The 19,050-nt window shown below is 71.3% G+C and carries 18 protein-coding genes; 7 read left to right on the forward strand and 11 right to left on the reverse strand.

The genetic code is table 11. The features are described 5' to 3' along the window. Positions 1 to 8: 8 nt before the first annotated feature. The 8 genes from ADK65_RS00100 to ADK65_RS00135 form a co-directional block, all read right to left on the reverse strand. Positions 9 to 1,673 carry a serine/threonine-protein kinase gene (locus ADK65_RS00100; RefSeq protein WP_053667657.1) on the reverse strand — a complete coding sequence of 555 codons (1,665 nt, stop codon included), beginning with the start codon at positions 1,671 to 1,673 and terminating at the stop codon, positions 9 to 11. Between the two features lie 82 nt (positions 1,674 to 1,755). Further along, positions 1,756 to 3,144: a nucleobase:cation symporter-2 family protein gene (locus ADK65_RS00105; protein WP_053667658.1), complete on the reverse strand. Its 1,389-nt coding sequence runs from the start codon at positions 3,142 to 3,144 to the stop codon at positions 1,756 to 1,758. Positions 3,145 to 3,375: 231 nt separating this feature from the next. Next, positions 3,376 to 4,755 (reverse strand): 8-oxoguanine deaminase, encoded by a 1,380-nt coding sequence (locus ADK65_RS00110; RefSeq protein WP_053667659.1) that lies wholly within the window; start codon positions 4,753 to 4,755, stop codon positions 3,376 to 3,378. A gap of 117 nt (positions 4,756 to 4,872) precedes the next feature. Beyond that, positions 4,873 to 5,796 (reverse strand): factor-independent urate hydroxylase, encoded by a 924-nt coding sequence (pucL, locus tag ADK65_RS00115; protein WP_053667660.1) that lies wholly within the window; start codon positions 5,794 to 5,796, stop codon positions 4,873 to 4,875. 3 nt (positions 5,797 to 5,799) lie between these two features. Beyond that, positions 5,800 to 6,204 carry a hydroxyisourate hydrolase gene (gene uraH / locus ADK65_RS00120; protein WP_053667661.1) on the reverse strand — a complete coding sequence of 135 codons (405 nt, stop codon included), beginning with the start codon at positions 6,202 to 6,204 and terminating at the stop codon, positions 5,800 to 5,802. Between the two features lie 4 nt (positions 6,205 to 6,208). Beyond that, positions 6,209 to 6,721, reverse strand: a complete 513-nt coding sequence (gene uraD / locus ADK65_RS00125) for a 2-oxo-4-hydroxy-4-carboxy-5-ureidoimidazoline decarboxylase (RefSeq protein WP_053667662.1) — start codon at positions 6,719 to 6,721, stop codon at positions 6,209 to 6,211. 131 nt (positions 6,722 to 6,852) lie between these two features. Continuing rightward, entirely contained in the window at positions 6,853 to 7,221 is a 369-nt protein-coding gene (locus tag ADK65_RS00130; protein WP_053667663.1) for a helix-turn-helix domain-containing protein, read from the reverse strand. After that, on the reverse strand, positions 7,218 to 7,469 hold the full coding sequence (locus tag ADK65_RS00135) for a hypothetical protein (RefSeq protein WP_053667664.1): 252 nt from the start codon (positions 7,467 to 7,469) through the stop codon (positions 7,218 to 7,220). Before ADK65_RS00135 ends, ADK65_RS00130 begins: the two co-directional genes overlap by 4 nt. Before the next feature lie 151 nt (positions 7,470 to 7,620). On the opposite strand from ADK65_RS00135, the gene ADK65_RS00140 reads away from it, so the two are divergent. The 5 genes from ADK65_RS00140 (at position 7,621) to ADK65_RS00160 (ending at position 12,330) form a co-directional block, all read left to right on the forward strand. Beyond that, positions 7,621 to 8,442 (forward strand): TIM barrel protein, encoded by an 822-nt coding sequence (locus tag ADK65_RS00140; protein ID WP_053667665.1) that lies wholly within the window; start codon positions 7,621 to 7,623, stop codon positions 8,440 to 8,442. A 25-nt stretch (positions 8,443 to 8,467) separates the two neighbouring features. Next, complete coding sequence (locus tag ADK65_RS00145) at positions 8,468 to 9,358, forward strand: 2-hydroxy-3-oxopropionate reductase (RefSeq protein ID WP_053667666.1); 891 nt, start codon at positions 8,468 to 8,470, stop codon at positions 9,356 to 9,358. Positions 9,359 to 9,565: 207 nt separating this feature from the next. Then, a complete protein-coding gene (locus ADK65_RS00150; protein WP_053667667.1) occupies positions 9,566 to 11,023 on the forward strand; it encodes a catalase in 1,458 nt (485 codons plus the stop codon). A gap of 308 nt (positions 11,024 to 11,331) precedes the next feature. Next, positions 11,332 to 11,568 (forward strand): hypothetical protein, encoded by a 237-nt coding sequence (locus tag ADK65_RS00155; RefSeq protein ID WP_053667668.1) that lies wholly within the window; start codon positions 11,332 to 11,334, stop codon positions 11,566 to 11,568. Positions 11,569 to 11,727: 159 nt separating this feature from the next. Further along, positions 11,728 to 12,330, forward strand: coding sequence for a hypothetical protein (locus ADK65_RS00160; protein ID WP_053667669.1), 603 nt, complete (start codon positions 11,728 to 11,730; stop codon positions 12,328 to 12,330). Positions 12,331 to 12,413: 83 nt separating this feature from the next. On the opposite strand, the gene gcl is transcribed toward ADK65_RS00160, so the two are convergent. Further along, a complete protein-coding gene (gene gcl / locus ADK65_RS00165; RefSeq protein ID WP_053667670.1) occupies positions 12,414 to 14,198 on the reverse strand; it encodes a glyoxylate carboligase in 1,785 nt (594 codons plus the stop codon). 209 nt (positions 14,199 to 14,407) lie between these two features. On the opposite strand from gcl, the gene ADK65_RS00170 reads away from it, so the two are divergent. Both ADK65_RS00170 and ADK65_RS00175 read left to right on the forward strand, forming a co-directional pair. Continuing rightward, entirely contained in the window at positions 14,408 to 15,157 is a 750-nt protein-coding gene (locus ADK65_RS00170) for a hypothetical protein (protein ID WP_053667671.1), read from the forward strand. Between the two features lie 27 nt (positions 15,158 to 15,184). Continuing rightward, a complete protein-coding gene (locus ADK65_RS00175) occupies positions 15,185 to 15,691 on the forward strand; it encodes a GNAT family N-acetyltransferase (RefSeq protein ID WP_053667672.1) in 507 nt (168 codons plus the stop codon). 21 nt (positions 15,692 to 15,712) lie between these two features. On the opposite strand, the gene ADK65_RS00180 is transcribed toward ADK65_RS00175, so the two are convergent. Together ADK65_RS00180 and ADK65_RS00185 are read right to left on the reverse strand one after the other, a co-directional pair. Then, the gene (locus ADK65_RS00180) at positions 15,713 to 17,299 is read right to left on the reverse strand and encodes an AMP-binding protein (RefSeq protein WP_053667673.1); all 1,587 of its coding nucleotides are present in this window, start codon (positions 17,297 to 17,299) and stop codon (positions 15,713 to 15,715) included. Further along, the gene (locus ADK65_RS00185; RefSeq protein WP_053667674.1) at positions 17,296 to 18,975 is read right to left on the reverse strand and encodes an AMP-binding protein; all 1,680 of its coding nucleotides are present in this window, start codon (positions 18,973 to 18,975) and stop codon (positions 17,296 to 17,298) included. Before ADK65_RS00185 ends, ADK65_RS00180 begins: the two co-directional genes overlap by 4 nt. Positions 18,976 to 19,050: the final 75 nt, after the last annotated feature.

A 19,050-nucleotide genomic window follows, 5' to 3' on the forward strand; every position in this document is an offset into this window, starting at 1 on the left:
GCGGCCGGTCATGTCGCCGCACGCCGCCAGATCGTCAGGTCCACCGTGAGGGCGGCGAGTTCCGGCAGCGCGGTCGACTTCGTCTGGACCGTGAGCAGGGCGATGTCCCCGGACTTGTGCTTGACGCAGATCTGACCTCCCACCGGCACCGAGGCCAGCGGCCAGCGGCGCCGGTCGGCATGCGCCAGCATGAGCCGGCACTCGTCGAGGGAGACGCCCTCGTCGGTGAACATCTGCATGAAGACACTGGTGTCGCTCTCCAGCGCACATCCGGCGTCCTCGCAGTCGAAGCGGACGTCGCCCTCACGGTCGTCACGCTGGAACGGCTCCTCGAAGCTCAGCGAACTCTTCGCGTCCAGCCTCTGGAGAACCCTGCCTATGGGGCGCGGCGTCCCGGAGGCTGTCGGGGAGGGCGGCGTGGCCCGCGGTGTCCGGCCCTCGGCATCCGCGACTGCCCCGGAGGCCGTAGGCGACGGCGTGGACGCGTCCGCCGACCGTCCGGATCCGTCCGGGTCCGGCGTCGCCGGTGCGCCGGCCACCCAGTCGCGGAACCGGTTTCCCGCGTCCTGGACGGTCCACAGAAGGCCGCCCAGGGCCACCACCCCCGCCGTCATGGCCGCGGCCGTGATCAGCGCGGTGCGCCGGCGTCGCGCCCGCCGCTCCCCCGGCCCGCCCGGCAGCGGCTGGGGCTGGGTGACGACCAGGGGCGCGGGCCCGACGCGCGTGGGTGTGGACAGACTCGTGGGTGTGGACAGACTCGTGGGAGTGGCGAGCGGGGACGGGACCGTCGGCTCCGGTCCCGTGACGTCCCGCCACACGGCCGGGCCCGCGCCCGCGGCGGCGTCCGCGCCCAGTCGCTGCCGGCACCAGTCGACGATCTCCGTCAGGTCCGCCCTGTCCTTGGGGTCGGCGGCCAGCAAGCGGGCGAACAACGGTCGGAGCTGCTCGGGCAGCAGGGACAGGTCGGGCCGGTCGTGCACGATCCGGTACAGCACGCCGACCGCGGAGCCCTCCCCGTACAGCGGGCGGCCCAGGGCGGCGAACGCGGCCGTCTGGCCCAGTGCGAAGACATCGGTCGCCGCCGTGACCTCCCCCGCGAACGCCTGCTCGGGGGCCATGAAATGGGGTGTGCCGACGGCGGCGCCGGTGGCGGTGTACGAGGTGAAGTCGGCGGCCAGCGAGATGCCGAAGTCGATCACGCGCGGCCCGTCGGCGGCGAGCAGCACATTGGACGGCTTGAGGTCCCGGTGCACGAGGCCGGCGGCGTGGACGGCCTGGAGCGCCTCGGCCACTCCCGCCACCAGCCACAGCACCGCGGGGACGGGCAGAGGTCCGCGCCGGGCGACGGCGTCGGTGAGGGACGGGCCGGGCACGTACAGCGTGGCCGCCCAGGGCGGTGTGCCGTCGGCGTCGGCGTCGATCAGCTCGGCGGTGTAGGCGCCCCGGACCCGGCGGGCCGCCTCCACCTCCCGGCGGAAACGCCGCCGGAACCCCGGATCGTCGGCCAGTTCCGGCCGAACCACCTTGATCGCCACGGGCCGGCCGCCCTGGGTGTGGGAGAGGTAGACGCGGCCCATGCCGCCCGCGCCGAGCCGGGCCACGAGGCGGTAGCCGGCGACCACGGGCGGATCGTCCGCCCGCAACGGCTGGAACACCTCGGTCGCGTGGTTCATCGGCCCGTCTCCCCCTCGTCCCCTGATCCCCCGGTCAACCGCGAGTTGACCAAGGCAGAAGCCTAAGCGGAGTCCGGCGGCCTCAGGACGCGGCCGGCGCCTTCGGTGCGCCCGTCAGCTCCTCGCCCGCCTCCATCGGGTGGGTCACGTCGTGGGCGTCGCGGGTGCCCTTGCCCAGGTGGTTGAAGACGAGGTTGAGCAGTACGGCCGCCACACAGCCCGTCGAGATGCCGGAGTCCAGGACGATGCGGGCCGTCTCCGGGAAGGCGTGGTAGAACTCCGGGGCCGTGATGGGGATGATGCCGACGGCCAGGGAGACCGCCACGATCAGGACGTTGTTGTCCTTGTCCAGGGCGGCCCGGACCAGGGTCTGGATGCCGCTGGCCGCGACCGAGCCGAACAGCACGACGCCCGCCCCGCCGAGCACCGGGCGCGGTACGACGGCGATCAGCGAGGCCGCCATCGGGCACAGGCCCATCAGCACCAGGAACCCGCCGCCCGCGGCGACGACGTAGCGGCTGCGGATCCTCGTCATGGCGACCAGGCCGATGTTCTGGGCGAAGGCGCTGCACATGAAGCCGTTGAAGAGGGGGCTGATCGCCGAGCCGAGGGTGTCGGCGCGCAGGCCGGCCGCGATGGTCCTCTCGTCGGCCGGGCGCTCGACGATCTCGCCGAGGGCCAGCATGTCGGCGGTCGACTCGGTCATCGACACCACCATCACCACGCACATCGAGATGATCGCGGCGAGCTGGAACTGCGGGGCGCCGAAGTGGAACGGGGTGGGGAAGCCGATGACGGCCGCGTCCGCGACGGGGGCGAAGTCCGTGGCGCCGAGCGGGATGGCGATCAGCGTGCCGATCACGAGGCCGAGCAGCACGGCGATCTGCTTGACGAAGCCCGTGGTGAAGCGGCGCAGCAGCAGCACGATCAGCAGGGTGACGGCGGCGAGGCCCAGGTTGGTCGCCGAACCGTAGTCGTGGGCCGCCGGGTCGGGGCCCTGTGCCCAGCCGAAGGCGACGGGCAGCAGGGAGATGCCGATGAGGGTGATGACCGTGCCGGTCACCACGGGCGGGAAGAAGCGGATGGCCTTGCAGAAGACGGGGGCGGCGAGGAAGCCGAGGAGTCCGGCGACGACGACCGCGCCGAAGATGACCGGCAGGGCGTCGGACTTGTCCTGGGTGGAGGCGACGATGGCGGTCATCGGGGCGACACCGGCGAAGGTGACTCCGTTGACGAACGGGAGCCGGGCGCCGATCTTCCAGATGCCGAGGGTCTGCAGGAAGGTGGCGAGGCCCGCGGTGAACAGGCAGGCTCCGGTGAGGAAGGTCAGGTCGCGGGCGGAGAGGCCGATGGCCGCGCCGACGATCAGGGGCGGGGCGACGACTCCGGCGTACATGGCGGCCACGTGCTGCAGGCCGGTCGTCGCCATCTTGAGCGCGGGGAGTTTCTCGTCAACGGGGTGGTCGGCCACGGCGGCGTCCCTCCGGTCGGTTACACGGCTTGGCCGAAGGGCCGCCGTGGGTGTCAGGGAGGTGGTGCGGGTGGTCGTGCGGGACCGGATGTGCGGATGTGCGGCGGACGGTGGTGGCCGTTCCGGGGCGCGCGCGTTCACGCGCACCCCGGAGACGACCGCCGTGCACCCCGCTCGGGTGCACGGCCACCGGCCGGGAGCCGTCCCTCCCGGCCGGAGTCATCGGGGTGTTCAGGCCTCGGCGGCGATCCTCGCCAGCCGCCGGGCCTCGTCCCGCGTGGCGCGGGCGATGGCCTCCTCGTCGGCCGTGAGCAGCCGTCCGTCCTCGACGATCTGCCGGCCGTTCACGAAGGAGGCGGTGACCGGGGCGGCCGCGCCGAAGACCAGGGCGGTCACCGGGTCGGCGATGGAGGCGTGGGCGAGCGTGTCCAGCTTCCACAGCACCAGGTCGGCGAGCTTGCCGGGCTCCAGGGAACCGGTCTCCGCCGCCCGGCCGAGAACCTGGGCGCCGCCGTACGTGCCCAGGCGCAGGGCCTGACGGGCGTTCAGGGCGGCCTCCCTGTGGCCGCCGAGGCGGTTGATGAGGAGGGCGTTGCGCAGCTCGGTGTGGAGTTCGCCGGACTCGTTGGAGGCGGTGCCGTCGACGCCGAGGCCGACGGGGACGCCGGCGGCGAGCATGTCGGGCACGCGGGCGATGCCGGCGGCGAGGCGGGCGTTGGAGGACGGGCAGTGCGCGACGCCGGTGCGGGACCGGGCGAAGGCGGCGATGTCGGAGTCGTTCATGTGGACGCAGTGCGCCATCCACACGTCTTCGCCGAGCCAGCCGGTGGACTCGAAGTAGTCGGTCGGGCCCATGCCGAACAGTTCGTGGCAGAACTTCTCCTCCTCCACGGTCTCCGAGCCGTGGGTGTGCAGCCGGACGCCGAGGCGGCGGGCCAGCTGGGCGCCGTCGCGGAGCAGTTCGGTGGAGACGGAGAAGGGTGAGCAGGGCGCGACGGCGACCTGGGTCATGGCGTCGAAGGAGGAGTCGTGGTGCTGCCGCACGGTCTCCTCGGTGGCGGCCAGCGCGCCGTCGAGGGTCTCCACGGCGAAGTCCGGGGGCAGGCCGCCGTCCTTCTCGCTGCGGTCCATGGAGCCGCGGGCGAGGGTGAAGCGGACGCCCATGTCGCGGGCGGCGCCGATGATCGCGCCGGACAGGTCGCCGGAGCCCTGGGGGAAGACGTAGTGGTGGTCCATGGCGGTGGTGACGCCGCCGCGGGCCATCATCGCCAGGGAGCCCTGGGCGGCGGCGCGGACCATGGGCTCGTCGATGCGCGCCCAGGTGGGGTAGAGGGCGACGAGCCAGTCGAAGAGGTTGTGGTCCGTGGCCAGACCGCGGGTGATCCACTGGTAGAAGTGGTGGTGAGTGTTGATCAGGCCGGGGGTCACGAGGTGGCCGGTGGCGTCGATACGGCGTACGACGTTCTCCAGGCCCTCGGGCGCCGCGCCCGCGCCGAGCGACTCGATGCGGTGGCCGGCGAGGACGACGTGCCCGGAGGCGTACTCCGTGTCGTGTCCGTCGACGGTCGCGATCGCGCAGTTCTCGATGACGGTGCGCCGCTGAGCTGCCATGGTTCGTCCCTTTTCACGAAGTGTGCTGAATGGAGAGGGCACGGCAGGACCCTGGGAGTTTTGAGTGCCGTGGCCGGGAGGAGGGTTCCCCGGCCACGGGTGCCGAAAGGGTGAGCGTCAGAGGTTGGTGAGGTCCTCCGGGATCCTCGCCTCGCAGCCGTCCCTGAGGATCGTCGCCTCGATCAGGCCGTAGGGGCGGTCGGCGGCGTAGTACACCTCATTGTCGTTCTTCAACCCGAACGGCTCCAGGTCGACCAGGAAGTGGTGCTTGTTCGGGAGGGAGAAGCGGACCTCGTCGATCTCGCCGCGGTGATTGATGATCCGCGCGCCCATCTGGTACAGCGTCTGCTGCAGCGAGAGGGAGTAGGTCTCGGCGAAGGCCTGGAGCATGTGCTTCTTGACCTGCTCGTAGGACTTCTCCCAATTGGGCATGCGCTGCTCGTCGTCGGTCCAGTTGAACCGCCAGCGGCCGGAGACCTCGGTGGCCAGAATGCGGTCGTAGGCCTCCTTCAGCGTCGTGTACCTGTCCTTGACGTAACCCCAGAACTCGGAGTTGGTCGAGTTCATCACGACCAGGTCCTTCAGGCCGGAGATGACCTCCCACGACGAGCCGTCGTAGGTGATCTGGGTCAGCCGGACCTCCTGGTTCCTGCGGACGAACGAGTGCTTGACCTCGTCGGCGCCGATGAACTGCGAGGTGGCGTCGGAGGCCTCGATCCGCTCCCAGGCGTACTCCTCGATGCGGATCCGGGCCCGGTGGATCGGCTCCTGGCTGGTGACGAAGTGCCGGGCGAGGTGGATGCCGAACTGCTCGGCCGACTCGATGCCGTGCTCCTTGGCGAACGCGTACACCGTGTTCTTGGTGGTGTCGGTCGGCAGGACGTTGGCGTTCGAGCCGGAGTAGTGGACCTCGTCCATGTCGCCGCTCAGCGCGACGGAGACGTTGAGGTCCTTGATGTGATGGGTGGCGCCGTCCCGCGTGATCCTGACGACTCGGTTCTCGGCCTTGCCGTACTGGTTCTGTCCCAGGATGGTGGGCATGAGCTAGCTCCCTCGGTATACGGAGTAGCCGAACGGGTTGAGCAGCAGCGGTACGTGGTAGTGCTCGCCCGGTACGACGGCGAACGTGATCGCCACCTCCGGGAAGAACACACCGGCGCCGCTGTCCCGATTCGCGGGGGCGTCCTGCTGCGCATCGGCTTGCTTCTTCGCAGATTCTTCGAAGTACGGCTCCACCGCGAAGTCGAGCCGTACATGGGTGGTGCCCTCCGGCAGGGCCGGGAGGTCCTTGCACCGGCCGTCCGCGTCGGTGGCGGAGCCGCCGAGCTCCTGCCAGGCCGCCTCGCGGCCCGCGCGGGCGGACAGGCGGACGGCGACGCCCGCGGCGGGCCGGCCGACGCTGGTGTCCAGGATGTGCGTGGACACGGAGGCGGTGCTGCTGGTGCTCATGGGGTCAGGCTTCCTCTTCGACGAGCCGGGCGAGGCGGATGCGGTTGATCTTCCCCAGTTCGGTGCGGACGATCTCCCGCTCCCGGTCCGGTGTGTTGCCGATCCGTTCCCTGACCGCGTCGCGCATCTGCTCGCCGGTCCGGCCGGTGGCGCAGATCAGGAAGACATGGCCGAACTTCTCCTGGTAGGCGAGGTTCAGCTCCAGCATCTCCGCCTTGAGCGCGTCGGAGGCGCCGGCCATACCGCGCTGTTCCCGGGCGGAGGTGGGGTCACCGGGCCGGGGGCGGCCGATGGGCGGGTGCCCGGCCATCGCCTCGTCGAGATCCGCGGCCGTCAGGCCCGCCATGGCGGCGTCGCTCGCGGCGTACAGGTCCTCGCAGGTGGCGTAGGGGCGGGCGGCCAGCAGGCGCTTCGCCCACGCCGTGGCGGCGCACACCTCGTGGAGGGCGGCGTGGGCCGCGTGCTCCTCGAGGGTGTTGAACCGGGTCAGGCCCGGCGGCGTGGAAGTGGACGTCACGGGAGCCTCCGTGGCCGGATTCGGCCGTCGTGCTGAACGGGCGTGCCGATAGCTAACGCCTTCCCGCGACAGCACGTCAACAGTTTGTTGAAAATTCCGGGGCGCGAAACCGGACCGACACATCCGGCCGGTCAGGCCCCCTTCTCGCGGTTGAGATAGTTGTAGACGGTGAAGCGGCTGACACCCAGGGCGCTCGCCACCGTCTCCACTCCGTGCCGGACGGAGAAGGCGCCGCGCGCCTCGAGTATCCGCACGACCTCCTGCTTGGCCCTGCGGTCCAGGTCCGCCAGCGGCATGCCCTTGCGGCGTTCCATGGCGGCCAGGATGTGATCGAGGGAGTCGGCGAGCTGCGGCAGCCGCACGGCGACGGCGTCCCGGCCCGCCCAGGCCAGGACGACGTCGTCGGGGCCGGCCTCGTCGGGCGGGATCATCTCGCCGCCCATCGCGTCGACCAGGGGTTTCACGGCCGCGATGAACGGCTCGTCCCCGGCACCACTCACGCGCCGCCCTCCTCGACCACGTTGACCTGGAGCGTGACGCGGGTGGCGCCGGCCTCCAGGGCCTTGCGGAGCAGGGCGTCCACGGCGCTGAGCACCGCGTCGGCACCACCCTCCGCGGTGTTGCCGAACGGGCCCACGTCCACGGCGTCCAGCTCGGCGGCCTCCACGACCTCGCGGGCCACCACCGCGTGCGCGGGCGCCTCGTCCAGGTCGAACGGCTCGGTCGTGAACTCCACTCTCAGTCGCACGCGCTCAACCTAACGCGCGGGACGGACTTTCCGGCAGCCCCTCTTGACAGCCCTCGCACCCCGCGGGCAGTCTTCCGTTAAGCAGAAACAAGATTCCGCAATGCGGAAGTAGTAGAGACGCCGCAGATTCAAGGAAGGGAGCGCCGCCCCGATGGGATTCGCAGACCAGCGCTTCAACGTCAACCTGTCGATCCTCTTCACGGAGCTCCCCCTCCTGGAGCGCCCCGCGGCCGCCGCGGCGGCCGGCTTCACCGCGGTCGAGCTGTGGTGGCCCTGGGTCGACTCGCCCGTCCCCGAGCGGTCCGGGCTCGACGCCCTGAAGCGTGCGATCGAGGACGCCGGCGTCCGGCTCACCGGGCTGAACTTCTACGCCGGGCAGCTCCCGGGCCCCGACCGCGGCGCCCTGTCGCTTCCCGGCGAGGAGTCGGAGCGGTTCCGCGCCAACATCGACGTGGCCGCCGACTTCGCCGCCTCCCTGGGCTGCACGGCACTCAACGCCCTGTACGGCAACCGCGTCGAGGGCGTGGACCCGGCCGAGCAGGACGCGCTCGCGCTGGAGAACCTGGCCCTGGCGGCCCGGGCCGCCGACCGGATCGGCGCGATCCTGCTGATCGAGGCGCTGAACAAGCCCGAGTCGCCGCTGTATCCGCTGGTGTCCGCGCCGGCCGCCGTCGAGGTCGTCGACAAGGTCAACGAGGCGACGGGGCTGGACAACGCGCGCTTCCTCATGGACCTCTACCACCTGTCCATGAACGGCGAGGACCTGCCGGGGGTGATCGAGCGGTTCGCCCCGAAGACCGGGCACGTCCAGATCGCCGACAACCCGGGCCGCGGCGCGCCCGGCACGGGCTCACTGCCCCTCGAAGACCTCCTCGACCGGCTGAAGAAGGCGGGCTACGACGGCTGGGTCGGCCTCGAGTACAAGCCGGGCGACCGCCCGAGCGCCGAGGCCTTCGCTTGGCTGTCCCGCTGACCCCGTATCCGAAAGGCACCCCATCATGAGCACACTCCCCACGGTCGCCTGGATCGGACTCGGCATCATGGGCTCCCCCATGTCCGAGAACCTGATCAAGGCGGGCTACCAGGTCACCGGCTACACGCTGGAGCAGGACAAGCTGGACCGCCTGGCCGCCGCCGGCGGCACCGCCGCCTCCTCGATCGCCGAGGCCGTGAAGGACGCCGACGTCGTCATCACGATGGTCCCGGCGTCCCCGCAGGTGGAGGCCGTCGCCTACGGCCCCGACGGCATCCTGGAGAACGCGCGGTCCGGCGCGCTGCTGATCGACATGTCCTCGATCACGCCCCAGACCTCGGCCGACCTGGCAAGGGCGGCGAAGGACAAGGGCATCCGCGTCCTGGACGCCCCGGTGTCCGGCGGCGAGGCCGGCGCGATCGAGGCCGTGCTGTCCATCATGGTGGGCGGCGAACAGGCCGACTTCGACCAGGCGAAGCCGCTCTTCGAGGCGCTCGGCAAGACCATCGTGCTGTGCGGTCCGCACGGCTCCGGCCAGACCGTGAAGGCAGCCAACCAGCTGATCGTCGCCGTGAACATCCAGGCGTGCGCCGAGGCCGTGGTCTTCCTGGAGAAGTCCGGCGTGGACCTGAAGGCGGCTCTGGACGTCCTGGGCGGCGGACTCGCCGGCTCGACCGTGCTGACCCGCAAGAAGGACAACTTCCTCGGCCGGGACTTCAAGCCGGGCTTCCGGATCGACCTGCACCACAAGGACATGGGCATCGTCACCGACGCCGCCCGCAACGTCGGCGCCGCCCTGCCCATCGGCGCCGTGGTCGCCCAGCTGATCGCGAGCCTGCGTGCGCAGGGTGACGGGGGCCTGGACCACTCGGCGCTGCTGCGGGCCGTGGAGCGGCTCTCCGGCACTCGGGCCTGACCCTCCCCGGCCCTCGTGACCCCGGAGGGCCCCGATCCCCGGGCGGCGCAGCCGCTGACACCTGTCCTGTCGCGCCCAAAGCGGCGGCGCCGCCCGGAACCAGCCATGCCCACCACTTCAACAAACTGTTGACGCTCCGATTGCCCCGACCCTAGGCTCCACAAAGCGGAAAACTGTTTCCGCCGCCCTCTCGTACGGAAGGTCACGATGTCGCAGCGCGTGCTCACCACCGAGTCCGGCGCCCCCGTCGCCGACAACCAGAACTCCGCGACCGCCGGCGTCGGCGGCCCGCTCCTGCTCCAGGACCAGCACCTGCTGGAGAAGCTGGCCCGTTTCAACCGCGAGCGCATACCTGAGCGGGTGGTGCACGCCCGCGGCTCGGGTGCCTACGGCCACTTCGAAGTGACCGACGACGTCACGGACTTCACGCACGCCGACTTCCTCGACGCGGTGGGCAGGCGCACCGAGGTGTTCGTGCGCTTCTCGACCGTGGCCGACTCGCTCGGCGGGGCGGACGCGGTGCGCGACCCGCGCGGTTTCGCGGTGAAGTTCTACACCGAGGAAGGCAATTACGACCTCGTCGGGAACAACACCCCGGTGTTCTTCATCAAGGACCCGATCAAGTTCCCGGACTTCATCCACTCGCAGAAGCGCGACCCCTTCACGGGCCGTCAGGAGCCGGACAACGTCTGGGACTTCTGGGCGCACTCCCCCGAGGCCACGCACCAGGTGACCTGGCTGATGGGCGACCGCGGCATCCCGGCCTCATACCGGCACATGAACGGCTACGGCTCGCACACCTACCAGTGGACCAACAGCCGCGGTGAATCCTTCTTCGTCAAGTACCACTTCAAGACCAACCAGGGCATCCGATCCCTGAGCAGCGAGCAGGCAGCCGAGATCGCGGGCAAGGACCCGAACTCGCACCAGACGGACCTGCTCCAGGCCATCGAGCGCGGTGTGCACCCGTCCTGGACCCTGTACGTCCAGCTGATGCCGGTGGCCGAGGCGGCGGACTACCGCTTCAACCCCTTCGACCTGACCAAGGTGTGGCCGCACGCGGACCACCCGCTCCGGCGCGTGGGCCGGCTGGTGCTGGACCGCAACCCGGACAACGTCTTCGCGGAGGTCGAGCAGGCCGCGTTCTCCCCGAACAACTTCGTACCGGGCATCGGCCCCTCCCCGGACAAGATGCTCCAGGGCCGGCTGTTCGCCTACGCGGACGCCCACCGCTACCGCCTGGGCGTCAACCACACCCTGCTGGCCGTCAACGCGCCGAAGGCCACGACCGCGCGGAACTACGGCCGGGACGGCCTCATGGCGTCCAACCCGCAGGGCCGGTACGCCAAGAACTACGAGCCGAACTCCTACGACGGCCCCGTCGAGACCGGCCGCCCGCTGTCTGCGCCGCTGGCGGTCTCCGGCCACACCGGCACCCACGAGGCCCCGCTCCACACCAAGGACGACGACTTCTTCCAGGCGGGCGAGCTCTACCGGCTGATGTCCGCCGAGGAGCGGTCCCGTCTGGTCGCGAACATCACCGGGGGCCTGTCCCAGGTCTCCCGCGACGACGTGATCGAGAAGAACCTCGCGCACTTCCACGCCGCCGATCCCGAGTACGGGAGGCGCGTGGAGGAGGCGGTCCGCGCCCTGCGCGAGGACTGAACTCCCTGACCGTGTCCGACCGCCCGGGGAGACCCGGATGAGGGGTGGTCCCCCGGGCACGGACACGGCCAGGGCGCGGACCGCGGCGGCGTGCGAGCCAGTGCGGTGGTGAAAGGCCCGCCCGGCTTCTCGACCTGAGGGAAGCCGGACCCGGAGCCCGTCGCACCCGCCGCGGTCCCAGCACCACCCACCCCTCTCCCGCGACCCCGTCCGGCGGCGCGAACGTCCTGTCGCGCCCAGCCTCGCACCGCCGGACGGCCCAACCCTCCCAGGGTGCGGAACCGTCCCGTTCGCAGCAGCCTGAAGGCATGGCACCTCCCACCGAACATCCGCATGTCGTGGTTCACGCCCCCGCCCTGGACGGCTCCCGCCGGGTCACCCTGGGCGAGGAGCCGCTGGGCGTCGCCACCCACACCGACGACGTCGCCGAGATCCTGCGCCTGGCCGACCTGTACGTCACCGATGTCGCCGAGAGCGACCTCGTCGAGTGGCAGGGCGGCGGTCCGGACGACTGGCCGGGGCTGTCGGAGCACCACGAGCGCTGAGCGCGTCTACCGCACCCTTCGTACAATCCGTACGGCACCCTCAAATCAAGCTCTGAACCCGGCCCCGGGGGCTTCAACCGCCCCCGGGGCCGGGCACATTCTCGTCACACAGGGGCCCGCCGGCACGGGGGCGGCGGGCCCCGGTACGGGGGTGGAGCCATGGGCGACGGTACGGCGGTCCGGCTGGAGCCGCACGAGATCGCACTGCTGGGGGAAGGCCCGCGGGCCGCCGTCACCGTCGCCGTGGTGGAGCTGTATCTGCGGGGTCTGGTGGAGGCGGGCCTGCCCGGGACGGTCCGGGCGGGTGTCGCGGACGCCGTGGAGGCGGAGCGGCAGCCCTCCGCTCTGGCGGCCGCGGTACACACCTGCCTGCGGGTGCCCGCCTCCCCCGGGGCGTTGGTGAAGGACCCTGAGATCCGCCTCGCCGTGGCCCTCACGCGCGTTCCGCTCGCGGAGGCGGGGCTGCTGCGTTACCCCCTGCTCGGGCCGACCCGCGCAGCCCGCCGCCACGTCCGCGGGCTGCGCCACGAGCACCCCCTGCCGGCGAGCCGGCAGGGTCTGACCGACTCCGAACGGCTGCTGCTGGTCGCCCTGCACGGCGAGGCGGCCCTGCGGCTCCTGGTGCCGCGCTTCGCGCTGCGGGCGGGGCTGGTGCGCCGGGCCGAGGTCGGCCGCGCGACCCTCCTCAAGAACGCGCCGCGCGGTACGAACGGCGGGGGCGGCGCCTTCCTCTCCTGCGGCGGGGGCGGAGGCGGCGAGTGAGGTGGCCCGCGCCCTCGAAGGCCGGGAACGCGTGAGGGGCGGCTCGCCCTCCCGGACGGCCGCCCCTTCCGCTCCCCCGCGTGTCAGACCTTGAGCGTCCTGATCGAGGTCGGCGCGTGGCCGGGCTCGGTGGCGATCTCCTCGAACTCCACGACATTGGCGATGTCGTTGGTCGTCGACATGGAGATGTTGGTGACGCGCTCCAGGATCGCCTCGACGACGACCGGGACCCGGTATTCCGCGGCCAGCTTCCTGGCCTGCTCGAAGGCGGCCCCCAGCTCGGCGGGGTCGGTGACGCGGATCGCCTTGCAGCCGAGGCCCTCGGCGACCTTGACGTGGTCGACGCCGTAGACGCCGAGCTCGGGCGAGTTGAGGTTCTCGAATTCCAGGTTGACCTGGAAGTCGATCTCGAACGCCCGCTGCGCCTGGCGGATCAGGCCCAGGTAGGAGTTGTTCACCAGGACGTGGACGTACGGGATACGGTGCTGCGCGCCGACGGCCAGTTCCTCCAGCATGAACTGGAAGTCGTAGTCGCCGGAGAGGGCGACGACGGACGCCTCCGGGTCGGCCTTGGCGACGCCGAGCGCGGCCGGGATGGTCCAGCCGAGCGGGCCGGCCTGGCCGCAGTTGATCCAGTGCCGGGGCCGGTACACGTGCAGCATCTGCGCACCGGCGATCTGCGAGAGGCCGATCGTGGAGACGTACCGGGTCTCCGGCCCGAAGGCCTTGTTCATCTCCTCGTAGACGCGCTGCGGCTTGATCGGGATGTCGTCGAAGTGCGTACGGCGCTGGAGGGTCGCCTTGCGCTCCTGCGCGGCCTGGGCCCACGCGGACCGGTCGGGCAGGGCACCGGCCGCCTTCAGCTCGCGGGCCACCTCGACGAACAGCCGCAGGGCGGCCTTGGCGTCGGAGGCGATGCCGTAGTCAGGGGCGAAGATCTTGCCGATCTGGGTGGGTTCGACATCCACGTGGACGAAGGTCCGCCCGGCCGTGTAGACGTCGAGCCTGCCGGTGTGGCGGTTGGCCCAGCGGTTGCCGATGCCGAGGACGAAGTCGGACTCCAGGAACGTCGCGTTGCCGTAGCGGTGCGAGGTCTGCAGGCCGACCATGCCGGCGTTGAGTTCGTGGTCGTCGGGCAGCAGGCCCCAGCCCATCAGGGTCGGGACGACCGGGGTGCCGGTCAACTCGGCGAACTCGACGAGGAGTTCGGCGGCGTCGGCGTTGATGATGCCGCCACCCGCGACGATCAGGGGCCGCTCGGAGGCGTTCAGCAACCCGATCGCCTTCTCGATCTGGGCGCGGGTCGCGGCGGGCTTGTAGACGGGGAGCGGCTCGTAGGTCTCCGGGTCGAACTCGATCTCCGTCAGCTGCACGTCGATCGGCAGGTCGATGAGGACCGGGCCGGGGCGGCCGGAGCGCATCAGGTGGAAGGCCTGCTGGAAGACGCCCGGGACCTGCGCGGCCTCCAGCACGGTGACGGCCATTTTGGTGACCGGCTTGGCGATGGAGGCGATGTCGACGGCCTGGAAGTCCTCCTTGTGGATCACGGCGGTCGGGGCCTGACCCGTGATGCACAGGATCGGGATGGAGTCACCGGTCGCGGAGTACAGGCCCGTGATCATGTCGGTGCCGGCCGGGCCGGAGGTGCCGATGCAGACGCCGATGTTCCCCGGGTGGGTGCGGGTGTAGCCCTCGGCCATGTGCGAGGCGCCCTCGACGTGCCGGGCGAGGGTGTGGGCGATGCCGCCCGAGGCCTTGAGCGCCGCGTAGAACGGGTTGATCGCCGCGCCGGGGACACCGAACGCGTCGGCGACGCCCTCGCGCTTGAGGATCTCAACTGCCGCGCGGGCAGCGGTCATTCGAGCCATCGAGTACTCCTGCTTCGGCTGTCGGATTCGCACTCCCGTCGCGCCCCGCGGTGAGCTCTTCCGTATTATGGAAAGTATTTTCTACGATCTGGAATGAATGTAGGTGGGGTGGGCGAAGGGCGTCAAGAGACGGAAAGCGCCGGACAGGGCGGGGGCCGAAGGAGCACGATGGGCACACTGCCCCGATACGACACGGTTCTGGAGTGACCATGACCGAGACCGCCTCGGTGCGCTGCCCGGCCTGCCGCCGCGAGCACCGCTACACGGCACCGGCGTACCCGTGCCCGTGCGGTGCGCCGGTCGCCCCGCGACTGGACCGGGCCGGCGCCGCGGCGACCGTCGCCCACCGCATCTGGCGGGACGACTGGGTGACGGTGCGGTGCGGCACCTGCGGGCGGCGCGGCGAGTGGCCGCGCCCGGAGGTGGGGTGTTCGTGCGGGCTGGTGCTGCGGGTGGCGGTCGTGGAGGACGGGGAGAGCGCCGCCGCCCCGGACGGCACAGCCCGTGCGGACGGCTCTGCGGCCTCCGAGGCGGTGACGGTCCGGCGCGCCGCCGCGGCCGCCCGGCCTCCCTTCCCCTCCGTCACGATCCGTACGGCGCGCGACGCCGTCACGGCCACCGCCCTGTACCTGCGCTGGCTCGGGTACCGGGGCGTCCGCAGGGCCGACCAGCGTCCGCCCTCCGGCATCGGTCTCGCCGCACGCGGTGTCGTCGCGCAGGTGGACCCGGCCGTACGCCCGGCGACCCTCAGGGACGTCGAATGCCTGTGGCTGACGGCGATGACGGAGTCCGCGGACTGCCTCTACTTCTCCCTCGCCGGGTACGCGGCCGACGCCCGGGCCCGCGCCGACGCCCTGGGCGTCGCCTTGTTCGTCCTCGACCTCACCGGCACGCCGAGGCCGGTGAACGGCCCGGCCGAGGCCCTGACCGCCACCGACACCGGGAACCGGGCCCCCTGACCTCCTCGCGCACCGCATACTCACCGTATGCGTCTGCGCCCGGCCACCCCCGCCGAACTTCCCGGCCTCCAGGACATCGAACGCGCCGCCGGCGCCCCCTTCCGCGACCTCGGCATGCCGGAGATCGCGGACGACGAACCACCCACGCTCGACACCCTGGAGCACTACCGCGGGGCGGGCCGCTGCTGGGTGGCGGCGGACGAGCGGGGCCGGCCGGCGGCCTATCTCCTCGCCGAACCCGTCGACGGCGCCCTGCACATCGAGCAGGTCTCGGTCCACCCGCGCGCCGCGCGCCGGGGCGTGGGCCGCGCCCTGCTGGACCACGCCGCCGGCCACGCCCGGGAGCAGGGTCTGACGGCCCTGACCCTGACCACCTTCACGGAGGTCCCGTGGAACGCCCCGTACTACGCCCGCCTCGGCTTCCGGCCCCTGGCCGAGGCGGACCTCACCCCGGGCCTGCGCGCCGTCCGCGCGACCGAGGCCGAACTGGGCCTGGACCGCTGGCCACGGGTGTGCATGCGCAGACCGCTGTGAGCGGCACGGCGGAAGGCCCCCTCAGCCGTCCGCGAACCTCTCCCGCAGCTCCACCTTGCGGACCTTCCCGGACACCGTCATCGGGAAGGAGTCGAGGATCCGCACCCGGGCCGGGACCTTGTAGTGCGCCAACCGCCCCTCGCAGAAGGCCCGGAGCTCCTCCAGCGTGGGCGGGTCGGCCGGGTCGCGGGCGATGACGCAGGCCAGGACCTCCTCGCCGTAGCGCTCGTGCGGGACGCCGACGACCTGGACGTCCTGGATCTTCGGATGGCCGTAGAGGAACTCCTCGATCTCGCGGGGGTAGATGTTCTCGCCGCCCCGGATGATCATGTCCTTGATGCGGCCGACGATCTCGACGTAGCCGTCCTCGCGCATCACGGCGAGGTCGCCCGTGTGCATCCAGCGGCCCGCGTCGACGGACTCGGCGGTCTTCTCCGGCTCGTTCCAGTAGCCGAGCATCACGCTGTAGCCGCGGGTGCACAGCTCCCCGGCGGTGCCGCGCGGCCGGGTGACGCCCGTGGCCGGGTCGACGATCTTCACCTCGATGTGCGGCAGGACCCGGCCGACCGTTCCGGTGCGGTGCTCCAGGTCGTCGTCCCTGCGGGTCTGCAGCGACACCGGGGACGTCTCGGTCATGCCGTAGCAGATGGAGACCTCGGCCATGTGCATCTCGGCGACCACCCGCTTCATCACCTCCACCGGGCAGGGCGAGCCCGCCATGATGCCGGTGCGCAGGGAGGAGAGGTCGTAGGAGGCGAAGTCGGGGAGGTTCAGCTCCGCGATGAACATCGTGGGGACGCCGTACAGGGAAGTGCAGCGTTCCTGCTGGACCGCCTCCAGGGTGGCCTTCGGGTCGAAGGACGGGGCCGGGATGACCATGCAGGCGCCGTGCGAGGTGGCCGCCAGATTCCCCATGACCATGCCGAAACAGTGATAGAACGGGACAGGAACGCAGATTCTGTCCTGCTCGGTGTAGGCGAGCAACTCCCCCACGAAGAAGCCGTTGTTGAGGATGTTGTGGTGGGAGAGGGTCGCGCCCTTCGGGAAGCCCGTCGTACCCGAGGTGTACTGGATGTTGATCGGTTCGTCGCAGGAGAGTTCGTCGTACGTCGCGCCGGGGACCGACCGTTCGAGCAGCGCCTCCCAGCTCGGGTCGCCGAAGTAGACCACCTCACGCAACTCCGGGACACGGCCGCGGACTTGCTCGACCATCGCCCGGTAGTCGCTCGTCTTGTGGCTCAGGGAGGCGAACAGCAGGGACACGCCCGCCTGCTTCAGGACGTACTCCAGCTCGTGGGTGCGGTACGCCGGGTTGAGGTTCACCATGATCGCGCCGATGCGGGCGGTGGCGTACTGGACGAGCACCCACTCGGGGCAGTTGACCGCCCAGATCCCCACCCGGTCGCCCTTGGCGACGCCGGAGGCGTGCAGGGCGGAGGCCAGTGCGCCGACGGCCGCGCCGAACTCGGCGTACGTCCAGCGCCTCCCGGACGGCACGTCGACCAGTGCCTCGCGGTCCGGCCAGGCGGCCACCGCCCGGTCCAGATCGGCTCCGATGGTGTCGCCGAGCAACGCCGTGCCGCTGGTGCCGTGGCTGTAGGAACTCACCGGAAGTCCTCCTCGCGGTACTCGGTCTCCGAGCCGGCCGCGGTGGCCTCACGCAACTCGATCCGCCGGATCTTGCCGGAGACGGTCTTGGGCAGGTCGCCGAACTCCAGGCGGCGGATGCGCTTGTAGGGGGCAAGGACCTCGCGGGAGTGCTCGAACAGGACCTTGGCGGTGTCGGCGCCGGGCTGCCAGCCCTCGGCCAGCACGACGTACGCCTTGGGGACGGCCAGCCGCAGCTCGTCCGGCGCGGGGACGACCGCCGCCTCGGCGACCGCCTCGTGCTCCAGCAGCGCGCTCTCCAGCTCGAAGGGGCTGATCTTGTAGTCGGAGGCCTTGAAGACGTCGTCGCTGCGGCCGATGTACGTCAGGTACCCCTCGGCGTCCCTGGAGGCGACGTCCCCCGTGCGGTAGTACCCGCCGGCCATCGCCTCGGCCGTACGGTCCGCGTCGCCGTGGTAGCCGGTCATCAGGCCGACGGGCCGGTCGGACAGGTCGAGTGCGATCTCGCCCTCCGCCGCGCCCGGCGCGCCGGACACGGGATCGAGGAGTTCGACGCGGTAGCCGGGGCTCGGCCGGCCCATCGAGCCGGTCTTGAGCGGCTGGCCGGGGCTGTTGGCGACCTGGACGGCCGTCTCGGTCTGGCCGAAGCCGTCGCGGATGGTGATGTTCCAGGCCCGGCGGACCTGCTCGATGACCTCCGGGTTGAGCGGCTCGCCGGCCGCGACGACCTCGCGGGGCGGGGTGCGCAGCTGCGTCAGGTCGGCCTGGATGAGCATGCGCCACACGGTCGGCGGGGCGCAGAAGGTGGTGACGCCCGCGCGGTCCATCTCCGTCATGAGACGGACGGCGTCGAAACGCGTGTAGTTGTGCAGGAAGACCGTCGCCTCGGCGTTCCACGGGGCGAAGAGATTGGACCAGGCGTGCTTGGCCCAGCCGGGTGAGGAGATGTTCAGGTGCACGTCACCGGGTTTCAGGCCGATCCAGTACATGGTCGACAGATGGCCGATCGGGTACGACGTGTGGGTGTGCTCGACGAGCTTGGGCCGGGCTGTGGTGCCCGAGGTGAAGTACAGCATCAGCGGGTCGTCGGCCCGGGTCGGGCCGTCGGGGACGAAGTCCGCGGAGGCGCCGTAGGCGTCGTCCAGTGGCAGCCAGCCGTCCGGCACCGCACCGGCGGCGCCCGCGGCGATGCGCGTGTAGTCGCCGGGGACCTCGGCGAACTTGCCGGTGTCCTCGGGGCGGGCGACGACGTGCCGGACCCGGCCGCGTGCCACGCGGTCGCGCAGGTCGGCGGGGCCGAGCAGGGGGGTGGCCGGGATGACCACCGCGCGCAGTTTCATCGCCGCGAGGGCGGTGATCCACAGTTCGGCCTGGTTGCCGAGCATGACGAGGATCCGGTCCTCGGCGCGCACGCCCAGCTCCCGCAGCCAGGTGGCGAACCGCGCCGACCGCACCGACATCTCACCGAAGGACAGCCGGGTCTCCCGGCCGTCCTCCTCGACGAGGTGCAGGGCGGTGCGCGCATTGCCGTCGGCGATCTCGTCGAACCAGTCGAGCGCCCAGTTGAAGTACTCCGGACGGGGCCAGCGGAAACCCTCGTAGGCGGTCGGGTAGTCCTCGCGGTGTTCGAGCAGGAAATCCCGCGCTTCGCGGAACAGCTCCGTCGCCGATGTCATCTGTCCTCCTGGGTGCCGGACCATTGCCGGGCGGCTCTGAGCCATCGTGTAATCCGTGATGCGGGTCTCACTACC

Origin of the sequence: Streptomyces sp. NRRL B-1140, assembly GCF_001280065.1 — a bacterium.
Lineage (GTDB): Bacteria > Actinomycetota > Actinomycetes > Streptomycetales > Streptomycetaceae > Streptomyces.